This is a genomic window from Caldivirga sp. (assembly GCF_023256255.1).
Taxonomy (GTDB): Archaea; Thermoproteota; Thermoprotei; order Thermoproteales; family Thermocladiaceae; genus Caldivirga.
Genome location: NZ_JAGDXD010000055.1, coordinates 57269 through 77793, shown reverse-complemented (window position 1 = coordinate 77793; position 20525 = coordinate 57269). Strand labels below are relative to the sequence as shown.

23 protein-coding genes are annotated in these 20525 nt (G+C 41.4%); 17 read left to right on the top strand and 6 right to left on the bottom strand.

Annotation, left to right across the window (positions count from 1 at the left end):
* Window positions 1–12: 12 nt before the first annotated feature.
* From Q0C29_RS08900 to Q0C29_RS08890, 3 genes are all read left to right on the top strand, one after another.
* Complete coding sequence (locus tag Q0C29_RS08900) at window positions 13–960, top strand: isoaspartyl peptidase/L-asparaginase (protein ID WP_292000308.1); 948 nt, start codon at window positions 13–15, stop codon at window positions 958–960.
* A 31-nt stretch (window positions 961–991) separates the two neighbouring features.
* Window positions 992–1792, top strand: a complete 801-nt coding sequence (locus Q0C29_RS08895; RefSeq protein WP_292000307.1) for a hypothetical protein — start codon at window positions 992–994, stop codon at window positions 1790–1792.
* A gap of 157 nt (window positions 1793–1949) precedes the next feature.
* On the top strand, window positions 1950–2276 hold the full coding sequence (locus Q0C29_RS08890; protein ID WP_292000306.1) for an SCP2 sterol-binding domain-containing protein: 327 nt from the start codon (window positions 1950–1952) through the stop codon (window positions 2274–2276).
* A 3-nt stretch (window positions 2277–2279) separates the two neighbouring features.
* Here the strand turns inward: Q0C29_RS08890 and thrC are convergent, their stop codons facing one another.
* Window positions 2280–3299 carry a threonine synthase gene (thrC, locus tag Q0C29_RS08885; protein ID WP_292000305.1) on the bottom strand — a complete coding sequence of 340 codons (1020 nt, stop codon included), beginning with the start codon at window positions 3297–3299 and terminating at the stop codon, window positions 2280–2282.
* Between the two features lie 453 nt (window positions 3300–3752).
* Between thrC and Q0C29_RS08880 the strand changes: the two genes are divergently transcribed.
* Window positions 3753–4847, top strand: coding sequence for a DEAD/DEAH box helicase (locus Q0C29_RS08880; RefSeq protein WP_292000304.1), 1095 nt, complete (start codon window positions 3753–3755; stop codon window positions 4845–4847).
* On the opposite strand, the gene Q0C29_RS08875 is transcribed toward Q0C29_RS08880, so the two are convergent.
* Both Q0C29_RS08875 and Q0C29_RS08870 read right to left on the bottom strand, forming a co-directional pair.
* Window positions 4824–5552, bottom strand: a complete 729-nt coding sequence (locus Q0C29_RS08875; protein ID WP_292000303.1) for a prepilin peptidase — start codon at window positions 5550–5552, stop codon at window positions 4824–4826. The two genes, Q0C29_RS08880 and Q0C29_RS08875, sit on opposite strands and share 24 nt — an antisense overlap.
* 39 nt (window positions 5553–5591) lie before the next feature.
* Window positions 5592–5960, bottom strand: a complete 369-nt coding sequence (locus Q0C29_RS08870; RefSeq protein ID WP_292000302.1) for a hypothetical protein — start codon at window positions 5958–5960, stop codon at window positions 5592–5594.
* Window positions 5961–6021: 61 nt separating this feature from the next.
* Here Q0C29_RS08870 and Q0C29_RS08865 point away from each other — a divergent pair, with 61 nt between their 5' ends.
* The 3 genes from Q0C29_RS08865 to Q0C29_RS08855 all read left to right on the top strand — a co-directional run bounded on the left by Q0C29_RS08865 (window position 6022) and on the right by Q0C29_RS08855 (window position 9166).
* Entirely contained in the window at window positions 6022–6654 is a 633-nt protein-coding gene (locus tag Q0C29_RS08865; protein ID WP_292000301.1) for an ATP-binding cassette domain-containing protein, read from the top strand.
* Window positions 6655–6795: 141 nt separating this feature from the next.
* Window positions 6796–8136 carry a glutamine synthetase family protein gene (locus Q0C29_RS08860; protein ID WP_292000300.1) on the top strand — a complete coding sequence of 447 codons (1341 nt, stop codon included), beginning with the start codon at window positions 6796–6798 and terminating at the stop codon, window positions 8134–8136.
* Window positions 8137–8233: 97 nt separating this feature from the next.
* Window positions 8234–9166, top strand: coding sequence for a 60S ribosomal export protein NMD3 (locus Q0C29_RS08855; RefSeq protein ID WP_292000299.1), 933 nt, complete (start codon window positions 8234–8236; stop codon window positions 9164–9166).
* Here Q0C29_RS08855 and Q0C29_RS08850 read toward each other — a convergent pair.
* Complete coding sequence (locus Q0C29_RS08850; protein ID WP_292000298.1) at window positions 9134–9856, bottom strand: hypothetical protein; 723 nt, start codon at window positions 9854–9856, stop codon at window positions 9134–9136. The genes Q0C29_RS08855 and Q0C29_RS08850 overlap by 33 nt on opposite strands.
* 150 nt (window positions 9857–10006) lie before the next feature.
* Here Q0C29_RS08850 and Q0C29_RS08845 point away from each other — a divergent pair, with 150 nt between their 5' ends.
* From Q0C29_RS08845 to Q0C29_RS08800, 10 genes are all read left to right on the top strand, one after another.
* Window positions 10007–10720, top strand: coding sequence for a hypothetical protein (locus Q0C29_RS08845; protein WP_292000297.1), 714 nt, complete (start codon window positions 10007–10009; stop codon window positions 10718–10720).
* 58 nt (window positions 10721–10778) lie between these two features.
* Window positions 10779–12215: an MFS transporter gene (locus Q0C29_RS08840; RefSeq protein ID WP_292000296.1), complete on the top strand. Its 1437-nt coding sequence runs from the start codon at window positions 10779–10781 to the stop codon at window positions 12213–12215.
* A gap of 71 nt (window positions 12216–12286) precedes the next feature.
* Entirely contained in the window at window positions 12287–13243 is a 957-nt protein-coding gene (locus tag Q0C29_RS08835) for a GNAT family N-acetyltransferase (RefSeq protein WP_292000295.1), read from the top strand.
* A gap of 65 nt (window positions 13244–13308) precedes the next feature.
* Window positions 13309–13641, top strand: a complete 333-nt coding sequence (locus tag Q0C29_RS08830) for a hypothetical protein (RefSeq protein WP_292000294.1) — start codon at window positions 13309–13311, stop codon at window positions 13639–13641.
* 140 nt (window positions 13642–13781) lie between these two features.
* Window positions 13782–14141: a hypothetical protein gene (locus tag Q0C29_RS08825; protein WP_292000293.1), complete on the top strand. Its 360-nt coding sequence runs from the start codon at window positions 13782–13784 to the stop codon at window positions 14139–14141.
* A gap of 217 nt (window positions 14142–14358) precedes the next feature.
* A complete protein-coding gene (gene ilvD / locus Q0C29_RS08820; protein WP_292000292.1) occupies window positions 14359–16053 on the top strand; it encodes a dihydroxy-acid dehydratase in 1695 nt (564 codons plus the stop codon).
* A gap of 43 nt (window positions 16054–16096) precedes the next feature.
* The gene (locus tag Q0C29_RS08815; RefSeq protein ID WP_292000291.1) at window positions 16097–17008 is read left to right on the top strand and encodes an SDR family oxidoreductase; all 912 of its coding nucleotides are present in this window, start codon (window positions 16097–16099) and stop codon (window positions 17006–17008) included.
* Window positions 17009–17063: 55 nt separating this feature from the next.
* Complete coding sequence (locus Q0C29_RS08810; protein WP_292000290.1) at window positions 17064–17411, top strand: arcadin 1; 348 nt, start codon at window positions 17064–17066, stop codon at window positions 17409–17411.
* A 46-nt stretch (window positions 17412–17457) separates the two neighbouring features.
* Window positions 17458–18135, top strand: coding sequence for a 30S ribosomal protein S3ae (locus Q0C29_RS08805; RefSeq protein ID WP_292000289.1), 678 nt, complete (start codon window positions 17458–17460; stop codon window positions 18133–18135).
* 297 nt (window positions 18136–18432) lie between these two features.
* On the top strand, window positions 18433–19341 hold the full coding sequence (locus Q0C29_RS08800; protein ID WP_292000288.1) for a 50S ribosomal protein L10: 909 nt from the start codon (window positions 18433–18435) through the stop codon (window positions 19339–19341).
* On the opposite strand, the gene Q0C29_RS08795 is transcribed toward Q0C29_RS08800, so the two are convergent.
* On the bottom strand, window positions 19330–19782 hold the full coding sequence (locus Q0C29_RS08795; protein ID WP_292000287.1) for a hypothetical protein: 453 nt from the start codon (window positions 19780–19782) through the stop codon (window positions 19330–19332). The two genes, Q0C29_RS08800 and Q0C29_RS08795, sit on opposite strands and share 12 nt — an antisense overlap.
* A 65-nt stretch (window positions 19783–19847) precedes the next feature.
* A complete protein-coding gene (locus Q0C29_RS08790; RefSeq protein WP_292000286.1) occupies window positions 19848–20492 on the bottom strand; it encodes a metal-dependent transcriptional regulator in 645 nt (214 codons plus the stop codon).
* Window positions 20493–20525 lie beyond the last annotated feature (33 nt).

The following is a 20525-nucleotide window of genomic DNA, read 5'->3' as shown; positions in this document are numbered from 1 at the left end:
CACCGCCCTCAAGTGGAACCAATAATAGTGATTCACGGTGGTGCAGGTGGATATAGATTTAGTAATGATGAGGAGAGGCTTAGGTATGTGAAGGAGCTTGAGGACGCAACAGCTAATGGACTTAAGGCACTGCAAAACGGAAGCGCCGTGGATGCTGTTGAGGCTGCAGTATCAGACATGGAGGATTCAGGTCTCTTTGATGCTGGAAGGGGTTCAGTCTTAACCATAAGTGGTAACGTGGAGGTGGACGCTGGTATAATGGATGGAAAATCAATGAGGATTGGTGCCGTGGCTGCTGTTAGGAATGTAGCCAATCCAATTAAGTTAGCTAGAATAGTCATGGAAAAGACAAGCCACGTCTTAATTGTTGGGAATGGAGCAACGGAACTAGCTAGGTTATGGAAATTATACACCCCAAGCCATAAACTCTACAGTGACGCTAAGTCAAGGAGATACGAGGATGCGCTTAAGGATTACATGAGTGGAAGAGGTTACTTTAGTAGTAACCTTAGGCTAATTAGTGAATTAGGAATAGGTGATACTGTGGGGGCGGTGGCGTTGGATAAGGATGGTAACCTAGCTGCTGGAACATCAACAGGTGGCGTATGGTTAAAGCTTGATGGCAGAGTTGGTGATTCACCAATACCTGGGGCAGGGTATTGGGCTCAAAATGGGGTTGCAGCCTTCTCAGCCTCAGGACTGGGGGAGGTAATAGTGAGAAACATGGTTTGCATTAAGGCAGCGTACCTAGTTGAGAATGGGTTAAGCATAGGGGAAGCATTGAAGAGAGTTGTGGATTATGTTACTGAAAAGTATGGTAATGGGCTAGTCGGTGTAATAGGTATAGATGCTAAGGGTAATATTGCGTCCTCATTCAATACAAGCGCCATGGCTAGAGCCTGGGGTAAGGGGAGTAAAGTTATGAGGGTTGCGTTTTACCCTGATGATGCATGGCCATAAACTCTAAAAGCACATTTTGGTGTACATAATGATGCAGTATCAGCACGCTGTGGCAAGATTACCCGAGGACTTAAGGACCATGGTGTGTAGATGGTTAAGACTAGGCATAGTTGATAATGCAGGCGGCTTAGTAAAGTCAGCCTACATAACATTAGATGGTTCAATCATATTGACGGGTGATGTAGTTAAAAAATTCGAGGAAAGTGGTGTTGGATTAAGAATAAGCAATGGACTTTACCTACAAGAATTCTTCAATTGGATACCTTGGATTAACGGTATCTGCGAGGAGGTGGAGGCTGATGAGGTTGAACCCATGGGTATGAAGCTGCTGGGTTTTTCACCATTCCCATACCTAGAGCATGGCGATGTCATGAGTGGGTACGTTGAGGTTATTAAGGCTTACGGCAAGTATATAAGTGGTTCATATAACGAAGCGCTCTATAGGATATGGGGACTTAGTGGGGTTAGGTTTGATGAGCAGGTTGATTTAGTTATAATAACTGACGATGAATTAATAGCCCACCACTTCCTGGACATTAGAAGAACAGAACACAGGGGTTTTACGGTGTCAGCTAGGTATCTTTCATTTGGTTTCGATAGATCAATACTTGTTCACCCCTTTATAGGTGATGTTGTTAATAGGGAGATAGCTAAGAGTATGATAAATAGGAGTGATGTTAGACCAGTGGGTTACTTCGCGGTGAATTATGATGAGAGTGAAATACTCGATATAGTAATCTATAAGTGGCCTTTAATTAATCCTCTACCACTCATTAGTAGAACGGTGGCTGAGAGGAACATTCACATTAAGGACTTAGTAAGGCATAGGTAGCATTTGCCGCTCCTTGGATTTAAGCAATTAATAGGATTCTAACCCTTAAGTTAAGGGTCCATTAATTAACATGCAATAGGCCTACATTGATTATTAGACGTTGTGAGTAATTGTGATTTTAAGTAACGTTTAATAAGCGGACCTAAGATACTTAGGTATGAGTACTGGTAACGATCCATACGCCTTAATTGAGGCCAAGGCTAAGGAGGCCGAGGGATTATTAAGTAGTGTTAAAGGTGTTAAGGTGTTTCAATTTAAGGGTAACGATTATGAGCCATTTTATGTAATGATTAATAATGGGGCATTATCAATCAATAAGGGTACTTACAGTAACCCAACCTTAACAATTCAAGTTCCCGGGGAGATCCTAGTTAAGTTACTTAATGGGCAAATAGACCCAGTTCAAGCATACTTAAGTGGTTTAATTAAATTAAGCGGCGATTTAATGGAAGCCATGACGTTAATATCCCTTGTTACGCATTAGCCGCTACTTAACTGAATCAGGGTCCTTTAAACCATGCCCAGTTAACACTAGTACAGTAAGTTCACCATTACTTATCACGCCACTTTTAATCAACTTAACGTAAGCAGCATACGTGGATGCACTGGCTGGTTCAACGAACACACCCCTCCTAGCTAACTTGCTTCTAGCAATCATAATCTCTTCATCATTAACCGTGACCATCACTCCATTCGAATTATTAACTGCCTTAAGAGCCTTAAGCCAGTTTACTGGTTTACCAATCCTTATTGCTGACGCCACAGTCTTAGGTTCCTTAACCTCAATTAGTTCACTGGAGCCTCTCCTCCAGGTTTCATAAAGTGGTGATGCACCCTCAGCCTGAACACCAATCATTCTGGGTATCTTATCTATTAACCCGATTTGCATTAACTCCCAGAATCCCTTCCATATTGCGTATATGTTGCCTGCATTACCGACAGGCACTATTACATTATCCGGCACTTTAATGTCCTCATAAATCTCGTAGGCTATGCTCTTCTGCCCCTCAAGCCTCCAGGCGTTTATTGAGTTTAAGGAGTATGCCTTACCAGCCTTAAACATGCCCATTGCCTCCATTAACGCATCATCAAAGTAACCCTCGACACCCATTATGCTTGCACCATGGATAATTGACTGCACTAACTTACCCCTAGCCACCTTACCGCTAGGTAGGAGCACTATAGCCCTTAACCCAGCCCTAGCACCATAAGCCGACACTGAGGCTGCAGTGTTACCGGTAGATGCCACAACAACATTACTAACCCCTATTGCCTTAGCTAAACTAACCCCAACAGCCATACCCCTATCCTTAAATGAGCCAGTTGGATTAAGACCCTCAAACTTACCGAATAAGCCCCTACTGATTCTTATTAATGGGGTTCCACCTTCATTAAGCGTAATCCTATGTTTAGGTTCAGGCAACAATGATGAATAAGACCAGACACCCAGTCTTCTTCTATACCTAAGTTTAATATCCTTAGGTATCTCAACCAGAATAGCTTCCATTAATGAACCACACCTTGGACATGTGAAGTTACTTGCTTCAGGTTGAGTCTCATACCCACACTTAGGGCATTTGAAAATGTACTTACCTAAGCCTATTCTGTTTCCTCCACAATCCCCACCTACTTTAGGGCATTTACTTAGCTTATTTATAAGTATTGCTGGTAATTCTAATGGAATGTAGTGTTAATGTAGGTAAGCATGGTTAATGAACCTAAACTTCATTGAGGAGCAATAAAAACGTTTGTTTTTAAACGAAAACCCGAGTTTAACTCTCTGTTATTATACTAGAGTAGCCTATTTATAAGTATTACTCTATGGTGTTACAATGTATATTTTACCAATATGAGTAAAATAATCATAATATATTTAGTTGGAGTCTCTATATATTAGTAATACATTATTGTGCTTGCCTTAAAGTGTTTAAAGGGACTGTTTTATTAATACCTAGGTTAAGTGGTTCGAGGAATCATGGTTTTCAACTTACTTAAGGAGGAACTCAAGCAGGCAATAAGTGAATATGGTTTTAATGAACCCACTGAGGTTCAAAAGCATGTGATCCCTAAGATACTTAGTGGTTTTAATGTGGCGATGCAGGCTAGGACTGGAAGTGGTAAGACAGCCGCATACCTGCTCCCAACCATGAATATGATGAAGGGTGACCTAGATGAGACATTGGTGATCTCGCCGACACGTGAACTTGCGCTTCAAATTATGAGCCAATTCCTAATCTTCAACAAGTACATGGGGTTTAATAGTGCCGTTGTCTATGGTGGCGTTGGGTATAGTAACCAAGTCAAGGCTCTTAAGGATGCTTCCCTAATAGTTGCGACTCCAGGTAGGTTGCTTGATCTAACTGATAGATCGCTCATAGATCTAGGTAATGTTAAGTACTTCATTATTGATGAAGTGGATAGGATGCTTGACATGGGTTTCATAAAGGATGTGTACACTATATCAAGCCTAACTAGCAATAGGAAGCAGACCCATGCCGCTACAGCCACACTACCCAGTGATGTTCATGGTGTTGTTAAGAAGGTTTTAAGGAACCCACTGTTCATAAGGGTGAGTAGTCATGAGTATGAGTTACCTATGGTTGATCAATTAGTTTACCTAGTGGATGGCTCATGGAGGAGTAAGTACGAATTAACTAGGAGGGAGGTTAGGGATAAGTCGATAATATTTGTTAACACTAGGGAGAGGGCTTATAGGTTATATAGACAGTTACGTAATGATGGCTTAAGAGTGCTTTTACTACACGGTGGTATGAGACAGGAGGCTAGGGAAAGTACACTTAGTAGGTTTAGGGAATTGGATTCGGTTTCATTGGTTTCCACGGACTTAGCATCAAGAGGCCTTGACATTATTGATGTTAGTTTAATACTTAACTTTGATGTGCCTAGGGATCCTGAAACATACATACACAGAATAGGGAGGACAGCTAGGCTCAATAGGAGAGGTAAGGCTATTACATTAGCTACCAGGGAGGAACTGGGTATATTGAGTGAAGTAACTAAGTTAACTGGTTCAGATTATGTTTTGGCTAATTAATGGGGATATTAAGGTGTGCATTAATGCGTAGTTAGCTATTATATTGCCAACCACTATGTAAATTACGTAGGATATTGCCAGTATAAACACGTAAGGGTAATTGTACTGCATCCAGACCCATGCATCCTTAGGTAGGTTAGCAACGTAGGATTCTGCATCGCTTCCAGCCCTTATCAGTGAACTACCTGGGCTTGAGTAGGCAAGGGGTTTTCTGAGTATTGACTCAACACTGGAGCATCTTAATAGGATTAGCTGAGTCAGGTTTAAGTCATTACTGCACTTGCTACTGTTCTTAACGTTAATGTAAACGTTAATTAACATTAGGGCCATTGTTGGAATAAATGAGTTTATTAGAATTGAGATAATGGGTAGGTTAAGGATTAGGAGTACAGGATTAAGAATTAACGGTGGTGGCGTTGCTAGTGATATGAGTAGTATTGCTATTGAATCAGCCTCACCCATGAACCTACCCACATATATTGAGGCTGCAAGTATTATTCCAATCATAACGTCAATAATGTATTCTCCTTCAATAATCGTGTTGCTGACAACTGAGTAAATAACCAATGGTACCGCTATGATAGCTGGTATCCAGTACTTATCGTTAATTAACCTACTTCTATAGTCTTCAATACCTGCCACCATTAGTGATGAAAGAACAAGCACGTATGCAACCCCATAAGTAAGTGAACTTGGAATCGTCATGGTGATTAAACCACCATTAAGCGTCTAGGTTACTTTAATTTACCTTGGGGCCCTAACTGTGGCTATTGAGTTGTCTGCAATACCGTACCTCCTCATCTCCTCCGCATTACACCAAACTTCACCTTTAGGGACCCTATCATTAACAACGGCGTTCATTACGTACCTCCTCTCCCTTGATCCACCACCAACAAGCACTAACTCAACCCTATTAGTGATGCCTAATTCTGACGCAACCTGTGGGTTAAGCATTGCCTTGCCCTCCTCAACATCATTACTCCTCCTAACCCTAAGTCTCCTTTCCCTAGCACCCTTCTTCTCCTCCTTAACGTAGGCATCAGGCCTAAGGAAGGACGGTATCAGTAGCTTAGGCTTCTCCTCCGGCTTCTTCTCACCCTCCCCTTGACTCATATGTATTGGCCCCTAGCACTAAATTTAAATGCTTTATTTAGCAGCTGGAGAATACCAGCCAATGCTTGAGGCTATTAACGTTAAGGTTAAGTATAAGGGTAAAGGGGATACTGTTGAGGCATTAAGAGGCGTGTCGTTCAATATTAATAAACCACTCTTTGTTGCGATAAATGGCCCTAGTGGCAGTGGTAAGACAACCCTACTTAAGGCTATTGCCGGTAGGGTTCCCTATGAGGGGTCCATTAAGGTAATGGGCCTTGAGGTTAAGGATAATAGGAGGGAGGTGAGTAACCTCGTATTCTACCTGCCTGTAGGTGAGGTACTTATCAATGACTTAACGGTTGATGAATCGATTAAATTAGCTTCAATGAGCAATCACAGTATGCACATAGAAAGCCTACTTGAGTGGCTTGGTTTAAGTAAATTGGGTAATAGGAAAATAATTGAATTAAGCACTGGTGAGCGGAGGAGGGTTGAGTTAGCCATTGCATTAATTAGGGGGCGGAGAATAATCCTAATTGATGAACCTACTGTGGGTTTAGATGAGGATAATGCACGTAAGGTTAGTGAATTACTTAAGGTGGTGTCTAGACAGGGTAGATTAATAGTAGCGGCAACTCATGATTCGATACTTGTGGAATACTCCGACTTAGTTTACGGGATGAGGAATGGTTTACTGTATCCATACTTGTAAAAGGATAACTTAACGCCAAGTGAAACACTGGACACTCTGACCATAATAGCAAGTATAAATTATCCTAATAGGCAATATATTTAACGTGATTTTTAGTTAACTAGACAGTAAAGGTTTATAAGGAGAACCCAGAGGAGTATCGTGCCACAGGGTTCGGTGAAGGAAACTCTAAGTAAAATGGACCCGCTGGACGTATGGAGGATACTGAAATCAGCGGGGGTAAAGTACGTAAAACCAATACTAATAGATATACATGGTAGGCCTAGGGCTGAGTTAATGCCCATAGATGCGGCTAAGGATATACTAACTGATGGAATGCCCTTTGATGGTTCATCAATACAAGCTTACGCCACCGTTAATAAGAGTGACTTCGTTGCCTTACCAGACTTCAGGTCAATGTTCATTGAAAGCTGGAATAGTTCAAAAATAGTCGATGTCTTTCTCAGCGTCCTTGACGACTCAGGTAAGCCTAATGTACTTGACCCACGCAACGTACTGATGCAGACCCTTGAGGAGTTAGCTGCAGAAGATACATACGTTAAAATGGGGGTGGAGGTTGAATTCTTCATTATTAAGGAGAATGGGGGTAAACCTGAGTTGGCTGATGATGGCCTATACTTTGAAGGTAGGAACAATTCCATGCTGCTTAACCCAATATCTAAGATACTTGAGAACCTTGAAGCCTTAGGTATTGGATGGAGCAAGGTTCATCATGAGGTTGCGCCGTCGCAATACGAGATAAACATTCCAGTTAATGATCCATTGAAGATAGCTGACATGATAGTTGTATACAAGTTGATGGCTAGGGATGTTGCCAGTGAATTCAACTTAGTCTCAACATTCATGCCTAAGCCCTTCTGGGGAATTAACGGTAGTGGTGCCCACACGCACATTAGTATATGGAGGGATGGGGTTAATCTCTTTCAATCAAACACTGAGGAGGTAACTGAACAGTGCCGCTACGCCATTGGAGGTATATTGAAGTTCGCTAAGGCAATAAGTGTATTAGTTGCCCCAACTGTTAATTCATATAAGAGGCTTGTACCCCATCATGAGGCGCCAACCAGGATAGTCTGGGGTTATGCCAATAGGTCAGCGATGATTAGGATACCTTACTATAATAGGAGGGTTAATAGGATTGAATATAGGCACCCTGACCCAAGCATGAACCCATACTTAGCCTTCACAGCGATGATTAAGGCTGCCATTTATGGAATTAAGAATAAGATTGAGCCTCCAGCACCAATAACGGACATAGCCTACGATCTAAAGGGGGTTGCTGAAACACCAGTTAACCTAGGTGAAGCAGTGGAGGAGTTCGCTAAGAGCGAAGCCTTCAGCTTCCTACCAAGTGAAACCGCTAAGGCATACGTTAATGTTAAGAACCAGGAGTGGAGTGAGTACTTATCAGTGTACAATTGGAAGGAGACTTGGAACGTAATAACTCCATGGGAATATGAGAGGTACTTAAAGGCAGCATAAAATCATCATTATAATCATGGCCTTAATTTAAATGATAGAGTTAATTATTAATGCTTAGTAAAGTTATTTAAGCTAAGGCTACCTGAGTTTAACCGTAATGCTGAGGAAAATATGCCCTGTCTGCGGTAGGGAGACTGACATACTCATTGAAGGTGTTTGCCCAGACTGCTATAGGTTAACCCATAGAATAATTGAAGCACCAAATGAGGTCAACGTACTCATGTGCTATGGATGTGGTGCATACTTCATTAACGGTAGATGGAGTAAGGGTATTAAGGGTCTTGAAAGGTTAATATCATCGAAAATAAGAGTTAAGGGTATTGTTGATGAAATGAACATTAGGGTTTTCAGAGATGAGGCTAAAATCAAGGTTAAGGGTAAGGCAAGCGAATTAATACCCGGTAGTTACGATGAGGAGTACACCGTTAAGTTAACGTTTAAGAAAGACCTATGCCCATCCTGCAGAGCTGAACTAATGGAGAAGGAGGAGGCGATTATTCAACTGAGGCTTATTGGTGGTGATGTAGGGGAATTCAAAGTAAAGGTAATGGACATAGTCAGGATGACGCTTGCTAAGGGTGAGGATAGGGGTAGGGTTATCAAGGTTGAGGACGTTAACGGTGGTTTCGACATAAAGGTTACTAATCAGAGACTAGCAAGATCCATAGCTCTTAACGTGCATAGGGAATTACCGAGTTTCATGCAGGAAACCAGTAAGGTAGTGGGTTATAGAGGGGATAAGAGAATTGAGAAGAGGTCAATCTCAATACACTTAATTGGGTTAAGTAAGGGGGATGTAGTTAACATTAGTGGCGTTAACTACTTGGTTAAGTCCCTTCACAGGGATCACTTGGATTTAATTAAGTTGAGTGATGGTTCATTAGTGAGCATTAAGTATGGTAAGTTAATGCAGGCTAAGTTAAGTCAAGTTAAGGATTATTCAGTATCGTGCAGTGACGGGAAGGTTGTTATTAGCATTAATGGACTGCACTACACCCTAAATAATGTTAACCTGATATGTCCTCAGTAACCTAGCTACGCACTCCATGCTACTGAACCTGAGTAAGGTATTATCTGGGGCGGTTATTAATGTTCCACATTCGGCTAATGATGATGGGTTAATAATCTTACCTAGGCAGTTGCCTAATTCCCTAACGCCAACTAAGTATTGCCCATTAACCTGCACCGAAACCCTACTTAAGCATTCTAAGGGGTCTGTGAAACCATCATTTACGTAGGCTATTGCCCCATTAACCCTGATTAAAACTCCAAGGTCTTGCAGTAAACCCAGCATAGACCTTAATGCAACCTTATTAACCCACGCCGCCGGCGACTCTGAGGTAATTCTCTTGTTTAACTCCACTAAAACATCATCTTCCTTGGCCTTGCCTAAATCCCTTAAAACCTCAATCAGCAGCCTATACTGTGGTAGTTCGCTTGCCAAGTACTCGTGGAAAGCTATGATTCCATGTTCCCTAATGCTATTTACCAATTCCTCCCCACGGCTTGTTAGCGAAACAGTATTATCCTGCACGTTCACTATCCCAAGCTTCTCGAAGAACCTAGTTATGTCCCCCTTACCCTTACCGAAGTCTAGGCCGGAGCCCTTCAAGTCATTAACATTGGCCATTCCATTATCCTTAATGTACATTAAATAATTAATGAGCCTACTTAGGCTTATGCGGGGAAACGGTATACTCCTCTGGACAGTTAACCTCATGAATGAGTCACCTCCTTATCTTTTAAAGCAAAACTGAATACTTAAATAATAATACGTTAAAATAACTGCATCATTAAAAACTACTCAATAGGCTCAGCCGTAGGCATCATTAAGGTAAATTTAATTAGCACCCATTAGGGGCAATAACCCATGTTAAGTAGCATAATTAATGAATTATGTAGTAGTGGCGCTACGGTTTTACTATTTGGATCAGTAAATAGGCCTAGGGATTTCTCCAGATACCTCAGTGATGTTAATGTTCTAGCGCTAGGTGGTTCAAGGATTAGTGAAATTAACGGCTTCATTTCATTAATTCAAACTGATGTAGACACATTAACCAATAGATGCTACTACGGTGACCCATTATGCATATGGTTAATAAGGGATTCCAAGACTGTTTGCGGCTCACCGCTGGAGCTTAAGTTCAATATAACAACATGGACCATTGATACACTTAGGCAACTAATACTCAACAACATAGCGCTACTGTACGAGAATACACTGCTCGGTAACTTAACATGGGCCCTTAATAACGCTTACCATGCTGTTAAGTTAACTGCAGTGTATAAGGCCATTGATGCGCCAACCCTGGATGACTTAGACTTAGCCAAAAAGGTAAACGGTAAATTATCCACCCTACTCGTAAGGCTCCATAATCTTAGATTGAGTGACTTAGTAATTAATGATGATTATGTTGATGAGATTACTAAGGAGATTGAATCCATTATAGGTGTTAAATTACCAGCAATGAGTGACGTGAGGGATAAGACAACAGGTAACCCCTACGCCTCAATACAGTGCGATAATTATGGTTGCTTAGTCTTCAGGAGTGATGAGGAACCATGGGACTATTATTACGTATAGGTTAATTTTAATGAGGTAACTGAGTAACCTTTAAAAGACTAACCTATGCTGAATCAATATGGATAAGGTTCAATTTATTGCACTGCTTCTATTAACGTTAGCCTCATTCATGGTAGCCCTAGATAGTACCATAGTAGTGTTGGCATTACCTGTAATGCTCACGGCTCTGCATACTAACTTATCCACATTAATATGGATCATCTTAATATACATATTAGCCGTAACAATATTCTCAACGCAACTAGGTAAGTTGGGTGACATAAAGGGTAGGGCAATAATGTTTAACCTAGGTATAATTCTATTCGGTGTTGGCAGTGCATTATGCGGATTATCACAAAATGCAGTAGAATTAATAGGGTTTAGGACTATTCAAGCCCTCGGTGGTTCACTAATGACAAGTAACACTATGGCTATAGCCAGTGATTACTTCCCAGCGAATAAGAGGGGGTTTGTATTCGGTACGACTAGTATGGGTTGGAATTTCGGGGCAGTTGCTGGTATATTAATCGGTGGCGTGATAACTACCTTCATAGGTTGGAGATGGATATTTTACATTAATGTACCCATAGCTGTAATCGCCTTTATAATGGGTTTAATATACCTTAAGGATAAGGGCATTAAAACACAGCAAGGCTTCGATATTCCCGGCTCAGTAACCCTAGGCCTATCCCTCGGGCTTTACTCAATGGCTGGAATAACTTATGCTGGAGTTGGTTATAACAGTACCGTGGGCTTAATGTTAACCATTGCCTCAGTGTTCTTAGCCTCATTCCTACTTATAGAGTCCAGGGCTAAGTACCCATTAATTGGTTTAAACCTATTTAGGATAAGAATGTTCACGCTATCAAGCCTATCCTACTTCTTCCAATTCATGGCTAATTACGCCGTGTTATTCCTGGTAATAATGTATCTGCAGGGCGTGAGGGGGCTTAACCCATTCGAGGCTTCTCTATGGCTAATACCAGGCTACCTACTGGGTTCACTATCAGCGGCCTTGGGTGGTAGGTTAGCTGATAGATTCGATACAAGGGTTGTGGCCTCCATAGGTTTAACGCTCCAGGCCATAGCCTACGTACTATATGACACACTCCTCACGTTAACAACACCCCTATACTACGTAGTCTTAATATCATCAATAAGCGGCGTTGGGGCCGCTATGTTCTTCGCATCTAACGGCAAAATGGTTATGTTAGACGTGCCATCCAGCATGTATGGTATAGCCTCAGGGACTAATAGGACTATAGGTAACATTGGGATGATGCTTAGCTTCATAATTGCAATAATTGTGTCGTCATCAGCAATACCGAGGAGTATTGCCTTTCAAATATTCGTTGGTGCATCAGAATTAACCCCAAGCCTAATGGATCCTTTCATTAATAGTCTCCACATAGCCTTTAGGGCATCCTTAGCATTAATAATTATAGCTATTGTAACCTCATGGAGTAGGACAAGGGTACCCATGACTCAGCGTAGGGAAATAGTGAATAAGCCTTAATCATTAGTAGGTTCTATTGGTTAATGCACATGTAGCAACGCTTTTACGCTAACTAGTGAATGGTGAAACCAATGATACTTAAGATTTCACCTAAGGATGCTTCAAGTGATGAACAATGTCTCGCACTTAAATTACTCTGTGAATGCTTCAACGATGCGTGTAGTCTCGTTAAGTACGCATGCAATGGAGGTTTAATGGAATTGTTCACCAAGTACCCTTACTATAAGCCTGCTTGGATCTTCATCGTGAAGGATGGTAGTGAAGTTGCATCAATACTCTACATTCTTAATCGTTTAATCAGGCTTAATGGTGAAATCATTAAGGTTGGTGGTGTTGCTGGAGTGTGCACCAGTAGTAAATACAGGGGTAAGGGTTATGCAACCAAGCTGCTTGAATATGCTGTTGATGAGTTGAAGGGTGATTACGACGCCTTAGCCCTATTCACAACATACGGTAGCATAGCCTACTCAATATACAGGAAGATTGGGTTCAGGGATATTTACCTTAGAGAGTACGGTATAGTACCAGCCATTGATCTACGGGAGATTAATAATAAGGAATGGAGTATTAGTAGTGCCAGCGAGTCTGATGCAGATGCCTTATTGCGCATCTACAATAGTGAGACTTATGATCTTGATGGGGTGTTAGTTAGGGATAGTGACTACGTCAGGGATCAAGTGATTGAGGCTACTTGGTTAAGGTTAACTAGGGGTGTTAATGTAAACACGCTTAAGTTAACTAATGGTACTGATACTGTAGCCTACGCTCTAATAACCGGTATCGATGATGGCGTAGTTAATGTTGAGGAAATCGCGTCAATTAATTGTGAATCAGCGTTAACTCTGCTTAACCATATTATTAAGGTAAATGGGGCTAAAAGCCTGAGAATCTACGCAAAACCCAACGAGCTTAAATGCCTTAATGCCCAAGTCTTTAAGGTACCAAACACGTACATGATGATGAACCTAGGGGGCATTGATTACGGGGAAATTAAGAGACCATACATATACAGGGTTGATCAATGGTGATCCCCATATTGGCATTAATTTGAAGCCTAGTTAAGCATAAAATGGGGCTACCTAAAGTTCAGATTATGGGTACTGAAATAGATGAGAAATTACGTAGGAGGGTTCAGTTAATTCACGGTAAGGTGATGGAGGCCTTCATGAGTGGTGCCTGTGAGGGTGTGGCTTTTGACTCAATAATAAACTGCGTGAAGGGGCAGTTGAGTAACGTGGGTTTAAGTGTTAATGACGTTAAGTTACTTAACATTGATGGTGTTGAGTCCAATAACCCTGATGAGGTTAAGTACGTGAGGGCTGTGGCTAATGATGGGCAAGTAGACCACATATTCACCTTCGCTGTGGTTAAGAGAAGAGACGTATACAATGTACTTTACCTTCAGTCAGCGGTCAGTATAAGATAAGATTCCTATTGAATTCTTCTAAAATAATGAATGAATCTAAGCAAGTGAACGAGAAGCATTGAATATTGAATTAAGTGAATATAAAATGACTAATATTTGTATGCGAATATTTATTAAATAGACGCTGAAAGAGAGACTTAATGCAGTCTAAGACACCACGAGGAGCGTACGTATTCTCATTGGCGGGTAGTGTAATAATCCTAGTCAGTGCGATTATTGAATTCGTGTTCTCAGCGGTGTTTACCTTCATACCATTTATTGGTTTACTAGGCATACCCATAGTCATATTATCCATCATAGGAATCATAATTGGTGTGGTAGCCCTAGTTTTATCCGCTAAGCTGGGAGGATTAACGAATGAGAGCATGGTTCACGCAATAGGTGCAGTCCTCTTAATCATATCAATAATAAGCTTCTTCACAGCCCTAATGGGTGGCTTCATAATAGGGTTCCTTCTTCTGCTTATAGGCTCAATAATGGCTTTAACCTGGAAACCATGACTTGCAAGGGCTTCCACCAAGATTTTACCACATTACCCATGAATTTTTAATCAGTTAAAATCAGTATTCTTAATTCTTATTTAAGTTAACCAACATATTGTAAATAATCATGGTTTAATTTAACGAAGAACAATCATGAGGGATTACCTTTACATATCATAGGGCTTAAATATACTACCTTAATACATAAAAACCACAACCCATTAGGGTTAAATATATGGTGTCCATTAAGGTTAAGATTAGGAGTAGCGACAGGTATGATGGTGTCTTAAATGCTCCCCATAGGGCTTTTCTAAGGTCAATTGGCTTAACGGATGAGGATATTGCTAAGCCCTTAATGGCTGTAGCAGTAGCTTGGAGTGAGGCTGGCCCATGTAATATACATACTCTTCAATTGGCATCATATGTTAAGGAAGGTGTTAAGGCTGGTGGTGGTGCACCGTTGACTGTACCAACAATAGTGGTTAATGATAACATTGGGATGGGTACAGAAGGCATGAGGTATAGCCTAGTCAGTAGGGATGTCATAGCTGATACGATTGAAGCTCAGGTTAATGCTCATGCCTTTGATGGGTTTGTTGGCATTGGGGGGTGTGATAAGACGACTCCTGGGATATTGATGGCTATGGCTAGGTTAAACCTACCCTCAGTATACCTTTACGGTGGATCCGCTGAACCAGGCTTCTACGGTGGTAGGAAATTAACAATTGAGGACGTTCATGAGGCTGTGGGTGCCTTCATAGCCGGTAAGATCACTGAGGATGAGTTATATAGTATTGAGTTAAATGCGCATCCAACCTACGGTACATGTGCAGGCATGTTCACCGCCAACACAATGGCGGCATTAACGGAGGCTCTGGGTGTTGCCTTACCGGGGAGCGCAACTCCCCCTGCAACCTCAGCTAGGAGGATTATTTACGCCCGTGAAACTGGCTTAGCACTAATGAAGGTTGCTGAGTTGGGGATTAAGCCAAGGGATATAATGACTTATGAAGCCTTTGAGAACGCCATAACAGTCTTAATGGCGGTAGGAGGGTCAACTAACGCCATACTTCACCTGTTGGCGATAGCTTATGAAGCTGGAGTAAAGTTAACACTAGATGACTTCGATAGGATATCTAGGAAGGTACCCTACATAGCCGCACTCAGGCCTGGTGGCGATTATGTGCCGGCTGAGTTGGATCAAGTGGGTGGGTTACCATTAATTATGAGTAAGCTACTGAAGGCTGGTTTACTTAATGGTAAAGTAATTACAGTGACTGGTAAAACCCTTGAGGAGAATTTGAAGAGCTTCAAGTTACCTAACGTTGAGCATAGTCATATAGTTAAGGATCCGTCAACACCCATTAAGCCGTGGGGTGGCATAAGGATACTTAAAGGTTCACTAGCCCCTGAGGGTGCAGTCGTTAAGGTTGCTGCAACTAACATAATGAAGTTTGAGGGTAAGGCTAAGCCATTCAATGGTGAAGTTGAAGCATTCCAGGCGATAAGGAGGGGTGAGATTAAGCCTGGTGACGTCGTAATAATAAGGTATGAGGGACCTAAGGGTGGACCTGGTATGCCTGAAATGTTGAGGGTTACTGCGGCAATAGTTGGAGCAGGATTAGGGCAGGATGTTGCACTAGTTACTGATGGGAGGTTCAGTGGGGCAACTAGGGGATTAATGATTGGGCATGTTGCTCCAGAGGCAGCTGTAGGTGGCCCAATAGCCATTGTTGAGGAGGGTGACACGGTACTAATAGATGTTGAGAATGGGAGACTTGACTTGAAGCTCCCTGAGGAAGAAATTAAGAGGAGACTAAGCAGGTGGCAGCCTCCGACGCCAAGGTACAACAGTGGGTTACTGGCTAAGTACGCCTCACTAGTATCATCAGCATCAATGGGTGCAGTAACGTTACCTAGGATTCAATAATGTTATTGAATAATTTAAAAGGCGTATAGTAGGGTTATTAATTATGGGTAACGGTAAGCTAAGTGGCAAGGTAGCTATAGTAACAGGGGGAGCTAGGGGTATTGGGGCTGCTGTAGCCTATAAGTTAGGGTTGGAGGGTGCTAAGGTGGTGATTGTTGATGTTCATGAGGAGGCAGGTAAATGGAGGGAAGGATGGCTTAGGAGTAATGGTGTGGATGCAGTGTTTGTTAAGGCTGATGTATCTGTTGAAGGTGATGTTAAGAACATGGTTAATGAAGCCGTCAGGAGGTTTGGTGGAATTGACGTGTTAATTAATAATGCTGGAATAGGCTTCGGTGGTAAGTCAATATTTGAGCAAACATTGGATGAGTGGAATAAGGTAATATCAACTAACCTAACTGGTGTATGGTTATGTTCTAAGTATGCTGGGCAGGAAATGGCGAAGCGTGGTGGTGGAGTCATAGTTAATGTTGCATCCACTAGGGCTTTCCAATCAGAACCTAACACTGAACCATACTCAGCATCAAAGGGTGGGATAGTCGCGTTAACTCACTCTCTAGCCATTAGCCTATCGAAGTATAAGATTAGGGTAGTTTCAATAGCGCCAGGTTGGATAGATACCTCAGAGTGGCAGTATCCACCAAGGAAGCCATCATTAAACCCCCTTGATCATGCACAACACCCAGCAGGTAGGGTTGGTAACCCAATGGATGTGGCTAACCTCATAGCCTTCCTAGTATCAGATGACGCATCATGGATAACTGGAGTAAACTTCACGATCGACGGAGGAATGACTGTGAAGATGATTTACATGGACCCTGATGTAATAGGAAATTCAATAGGAACCATGGTTCAGGACCCTGAATTAGGCGAATTAATAATGAAGGCACTAATGAGTGGTGAAGGTAAGTTAATGGAATTGAAGAGGATGATTAAGGCATTACTTAGTTCATAGTCAAGGATTGATTTACCGGCGGAAAGTATATTAAGTGAATTAATGTTGCTTAACTATGGCTGGATTCAAGGGCTATGTGGTCAGTAAGACTCTGGTAATGGATCCCTTTGGTGGAAAGATGTTTAAAATTGATATTGTTGAGGAGAGGGAGAATCCTGGATTAGTGGCGGCGAGTTCAGGTGAATCATCAGCCTTAAGTAGGGACATGCTGGAAATGATGCAGAACGTCTTTAGATCAATACCAATGTTGAGTCAAATGCTTGGTGGAAAGGTGCCAATACCTAGGGTAACGTTAATGCTAACTGAAGAGGAGATGGATGAGTTAGGTGGGAAGATGGATGTCGGTGAGTACGTTTACGTTAAGATACAGGGCGGGAAAATATCAATTGAGAAGGAGCAGTAATGCCCTTATGGTAAAGTTTTTAAACTAATAGTATGTAGGTTTAATGATGGCTCAGGCTCAACAGGCTGCTGCACAGCAGAGGATACCATTAGGGAAGTGGGCCTTTAAGAAGTGGCTAACTGTTTATGCGCCGGCTTTCCTAGGGGGTCAGGCTATAGTTGAGATTCCGGTTGATGAACCTTCTAGGGCCATAGGCAGGAATGTTGAGACGACGCTGTATGATTTAACGAAGGATTTATCTCACATTAACGTTAAGTTGAGGTTTAGGGTTAGTGGTGTTGATGGTGATAGAGCCTTTACTCAGTTCAATGGAATGGAATTAACGAGGGACTACGTTAGGAATCTTGTCAGGAGAGGCTCAAGTAAGGTGATGGTTATTAAGGATGTAACCACTAAAGATGGTGGTAAATTAAGAATGGAGGTTTTAGCTATAACCACATACAGGTGCACTAGGACTCATAAGCACTTAATAAGGAAATCAATAATGGATAGGTTAGATAGGATAAGCCAGGAGACTGACTTTGATTCACTAATTAGGGATTCAATAATGGGTAAGGTGCAGGTGGATTTATTTAATGTAGCTAAGAAAGTGTACCCACTTAGGAAGGTTGAAGTTGTTAAGATTAAGGTGCTTGAATATCCGAAGAAACCTGAAGCGAAGCCTCCAATGGAGGCTATTAAGGTGGCTCAAGAGGTTACTCAGCAGCAACAGCAGAGTTCATGAAGGAGGGTTCACTTCTACTTAGTTCCCGCAGTGTTTTCCTGCTCCTATTATGATTAACTTCGTTGCGAGATCTTAATTTACCTTAATTCTGGGGATTGAGGTTTTAAGTTGCATCATAATTCGCACTTGGTTATGCTCCCTGTTCATCATTAGTAATACTGATTATTACGTATGTTTAAACCATGAATGTTCATTAAGACGCAGTATTGCCGCATAAGTGGTGTAGCATTAAGCATATTGGGTTAGATTAAGCGGGTTGCAGTAAAGTTTTAATAATAATCCTTCGGACGGTGAATGATGGCTAGTAGTTCAGTTGGGCAGCAGAAGTATGTTAGGGTTAAGCCATATCCAGAGTGGAAAGTTAAGGCGCTTGAGGAGCTTGAGGAATTAATAAAGAAACATAGTGTAATACTGGTATTTGAGTTAAAGGGTTTGTCAGCATCAATGCTTCATCAATATAGGAGGGTTTTAAGGGGGCATGGTGTTGTTAAGGTTTTTAGGAATAAACTGCTTTTGATAGCCTTAAGGAGGGTTTATGGTGATTCAATTAACCCTGATATTGAAAAGTACTTAAGTGGCGAGAACGGCTTCATATTCACTAATGAGAATCCATTTGATCTTTATAGAATTATTGTAGATAACTCAGTTAGAAGATACGCTAAGCCTGGTGATGTGCTTCAGACTGATATTATAGTTCCAGCTGGTAATACTGGTATTAATCCAGGTCCTGTATTAAGTAGGTTCAGTAAGCTTAAGATACCGACCCAGATCAGGGATGGTAAAATATGGGTTGCAAGGGACACTCAAGTTGCTAAACCTGGTGATACAGTTACCCCTGAGTTAGCTGATCTACTTAGGCTAATTAATGTTAAGCCTGTTTATGAGTCACTTAGGGTTAAGGCAGCATTATTAAACGCTAAATACATTATTAAGGGTGAAGAATTGGCGATAGATGTTAAGACCTACGAGGATATGTTTAAGCAGGCAGCATCATGGGCGCTTAACCTCGCCGTCAATTCCACACTATTAATACCGGAGACTATAAGCATATTAATCAGTAGGGCTGTGATTGAGGCACGTAACCTAGCAGTAAACGCCAACATACCTACTGCTGAATCAATAGGCCTAATACTAGCTAAGGCTCAATCCCAGGCTAATGCGCTGGCAGCAGTTCTAACAAATAAGGCGCCTGAATTAAGCAAATGACGCATGTAGTATCAGGTTAATTCTACATTTAATTGCATTAATAATATTCTTATCGTATTTAGCTAGCGTCATTAACCTAGCTAAATCAATCGCATACACTCTATCATAATCCACTAAGTTGCATGCATTGCTCATCAAGTAGCTTAAGGCCTCATTAATATTATCTTCATTAACCATATTAAGGATTATAGTTAAGGTTCCCTTAAGTTCCCTACTTATTCTTGGCCTTAAGTAAAGTAGGTAATTGTTCAATAATGGCTCATTTAATGCATCAACCTCACCCCTTAGTATTCGGTTTACAGTATCGCTTACTATGCTGCCACATTGCTTATTACCAATACTGGATAATGCTGTCTTCAGTGCTTCATTAACCTCAACGCCATTGCACATTAAATTAAGTAAGCTTTCCAAGACATTGAATAGTTCATTACTGCACTGCACTTGTATGCTTCTGATGCTTAATTTAAAGATTACCTACAATTTATTAAGTTTGAGTTAGCTAATGGTTACTTCACCTCAGCTACCATTATTCCTGAAGCTATGGATTCATCAACAGTTATTTGCTTGTCATTAATCTTAATGGTTACGTTTCCCTTCCTTCTCCTTATAACCGTTAACCTATCATTAATGTTTAACTTGTGTTGAATTAGGAAACTTAATACATTTTTTGACTCAGCCACATTAGTTATAATCACATTACCTGGATAGGACCTAGATAACCTCACTCCCTCAGGTTTACCAGTTATTGGGTTACCATGTGGGCATGTTGTGGGTTTACCAAGCATAGTGTATATACGGTCAATCACTGCGTCATTAACATGCTCCAGTTCATGAGCGTATACGTGGATCTCAAGTATGTTGAAGCCCAATACACCTAGGAATATTTCGAGAATCCTGTGTTTACTAAGCATTTTACTAGCAATTTCATTACCACTATCGGTGAGTGAATATATACCTCTGCTTAATTTAACAACATAACCCTCATTCTCTAAGTGCTCTATTACCTTATGCGCGGTCGCAGGGGTTACGCCAAGTTCATTAGCTATTAATGTTAATGTTGCTTCCCCATGGAAGTCATTGAATACTTTAATTGCCATTAAGTAATCTTCCATAGCCACCTTAGTGCTCCTGCTCTCCCTAATACCCTCCATCACGGTAGCTTAATTTTATACCCTATAAAAATA